Source organism: Rhizobium sp. PDO1-076 (genome assembly GCF_000247475.1).
In the GTDB taxonomy this organism is placed as follows: Bacteria; Pseudomonadota; Alphaproteobacteria; order Rhizobiales; family Rhizobiaceae; genus Allorhizobium.
Window position 1 is genome coordinate 1 of sequence record NZ_AHZC01000207.1, and the last position, 2,593, is coordinate 2,593.

Genomic DNA, 2,593 nt, shown 5'->3' on the forward strand with positions numbered 1-2,593 from the left:
GGTCATCGCAAAACTGGAACCCCAGGCTGGCAGCCGCCAGCTTGTGAACAGCTGAGGACGGGTCGATGCGAAGACGCCTCTCCCTTCTGTTCGCCGGACTGCTCGCATCGACCGCTTTCGGCGCGAATGCCGAAAACCTCGATCATGCGGCTCTTGCCAAGCTGACCCGGCAGATCAACCAGGTCACTGACCGGGCAGGCGCTCGCGACGCGACACTCGAGAGCGTGGCACCGCTCCTGACCGAACGATTGTACGGTATTGCACCCACCGCCCCACTCCAGTCACCAGCCTTCGCAACGATCGAAGGCAAGGGCGGCCTGCACACGATCCCGGTGGACTTCATGCTGGCACAAATGCGGCTTCAGACCGGCGCACGGTTCAATGCAAACATCGACAAGGCATTGACCGATGCCAACGCTCCCGCCTTGTTCATACGCGGCGGAACCATCACGCTGAAAGAACTCGCAGCAGCCGCGGCGGCCCAGTTTCCCGGTGCGATCGAACAGAACGGCGAAACATGGACGGCCAAATGGCCGATCGTCATCTGGTCGGACTCTGGCCTCGTGCTCGACGAGGGCGACCGACTTGAACTGTCGACGCACGCAGGCGCCTTTGTCCTGAACGCAGGCCTGCTCCAGGTGAACGATGGATCAGTATCCGGCTCGACCGAGATCAATGGTGGCCTGCCTGAATTCAAACCGTTCATCGTCACAGCAATGAGTGGCGCCTTGCAGGCCAGACAGGCCGAGTTCAGCAATCTTGGCTTTCCCGGCTCCGGTTCGACCAGCGGGATCTCGATCATTGGTGCGGCGCTTCTGCCTGCCAAGATCCGTTCCTTTTTCGTCGAAAGCACCTTCGACAGGGTCAGCAGCGTCAATCTGCTCGACACCCACAATGTGCTGATCGCCCAAAATCGGTTTCGCGATGCAGACGGGCCAGCGATCGCCGTAAAGGGCGTGAACAGTGCCCGCATCCTGTCCAACATCGTGACGGGGTCGCGACAGGCTCAGGGCATCAACATCCAGAACCGCAGCTCGGATATAGAGATCGCCCACAACCTCGTGCTCGGCAATCGTGGCAGCGGCATTTTCCTGGCCAATGGTGTTCGTGACATCAAGGTGTCGGCCAATCTGCTCTCGGGCAATGGCCGTGGCGGCATTTCGGTCGTGCGCGGCACCTGCGTCAGGCTGATCGACAATATGGTTGTCGCCAATCGCCAGGTCGGAATCAAGGTTCGCGCCAGCGATCAACTTGCGCTGTCGCAAAACCAGCTGATCAACAATTCTGGACCCGGCATCTCGGTTATCGAACAGGGCCCCAAAGCCGCGCTCACCATCGACGGCAACCAGTTTATTGCCAACAGATCCGGCCTGCACGGCGGCTCGGCGAGCCAAGTGGCTTTGAGCGGCAATGATTTTGCCGGGCAGTCACCCATCCTGCTCGACGGCGAGTTCACCAGCTACGTGCCGCAACTTCTGCGCATCTCGTCCGCAGACGCTGCTGCCCAACCCTTCATAATCCACGCCAATGAACAGTCGTCCGCGCGGACGGACTGCCAGTCAGGGAGTTAAAGTCGATGGTCTTTTCATCCGAGACATTCCTGTTCCTGTTTTTACCGCTCTTCCTGGTGGCTTACTACTTGACACCGGATCGGCTGCGCTCATGGACGATCCTGATCGGCTCCTACATCTTCTATTGCTGGTGGCGCGCCGACTTCCTGCTGCTGTTTATCGCCGTAACCGCCTGGGCCTATGGCTGCGGCCTGTTGATCGCCAAATGGGAAGGCGAGGCCAGAGCCAAGACAACCATGGTCATCGGCATCATCGGATGCCTGATCGTGCTCGGCATATTCAAATATCTCAACTTCTTCATGGACAGCTTCGCCGCCCTGATCGGCACGACGCCGGAGAACCTCGGTTATCACTGGCAGCTGATCCTGCCGATCGGCGTGTCTTTCTACGTCTTCCATGCCATCGGCTACATCGTCGACGTCTTCCGCAAGGACACGCCGGCAACACGCAGCTTCGTCGATTTCGCCGCCTTCATGGCCCTCTTCCCGCACATGATCGCCGGCCCGGTCCTGCGCTTCCGTGACCTGACCGACCAGTTCATCAAGCGCGAGCACAGCCTGCCGATCTTCACGTCCGGCCTCTATATTTTCACCATCGGCCTGTCGAAGAAGGTCCTGATCGCCGACACCGTCGCCCCGATCGCCGACCAGACATTTGCCATGGCCAATCCGACGATGGTGGAATCCTGGCTCGGCGCCATTGCCTACATGCTCCAGCTCTATTTCGACTTCTCGGGCTACTCGGACATGGCGATCGGCCTCGCCCTGATGATGGGCTTCCGCTTCAAGCAGAATTTCAACACGCCATACCTCAGCCTGTCGATCACCGAATTCTGGCAGCGCTGGCATATCAGCCTGTCGACCTGGCTGCGCGACTACCTCTACATCCCGCTTGGCGGCAATCGCAAAGGCTCGGCCCGCACCTACGTCAACCTGTTCCTCGTGATGCTGCTCGGCGGCCTGTGGCATGGCGCAGCCTGGACCTATGTGCTCTGGGGTGCATGGCACGGCGCATGGCTTGCC

At 59.9% G+C, this 2,593-nt stretch carries 2 protein-coding genes; both read left to right on the plus strand.

What is annotated here, in order from left to right; genetic code table 11:
- Nucleotides 1-65 precede the first annotated feature (65 nt).
- Nucleotides 66-1,571, plus strand: a complete 1,506-nt coding sequence (locus PDO_RS12445) for a right-handed parallel beta-helix repeat-containing protein (RefSeq protein ID WP_007602009.1) — start codon at nucleotides 66-68, stop codon at nucleotides 1,569-1,571.
- Nucleotides 1,572-1,576: 5 nt separating this feature from the next.
- On the plus strand, nucleotides 1,577-2,593 hold a 1,017-nt coding region (locus tag PDO_RS12450; protein ID WP_007602010.1), incomplete at its 3' end, for an MBOAT family O-acyltransferase.

Excerpts from the sequence above, each read along its gene's own strand:
- PDO_RS12445 (WP_007602009.1), top strand. The coding sequence starts at position 66 with ATGCGAAGACGCCTCTCCCTTCTGTTCGCCGGACTGCTCGCATCGACC.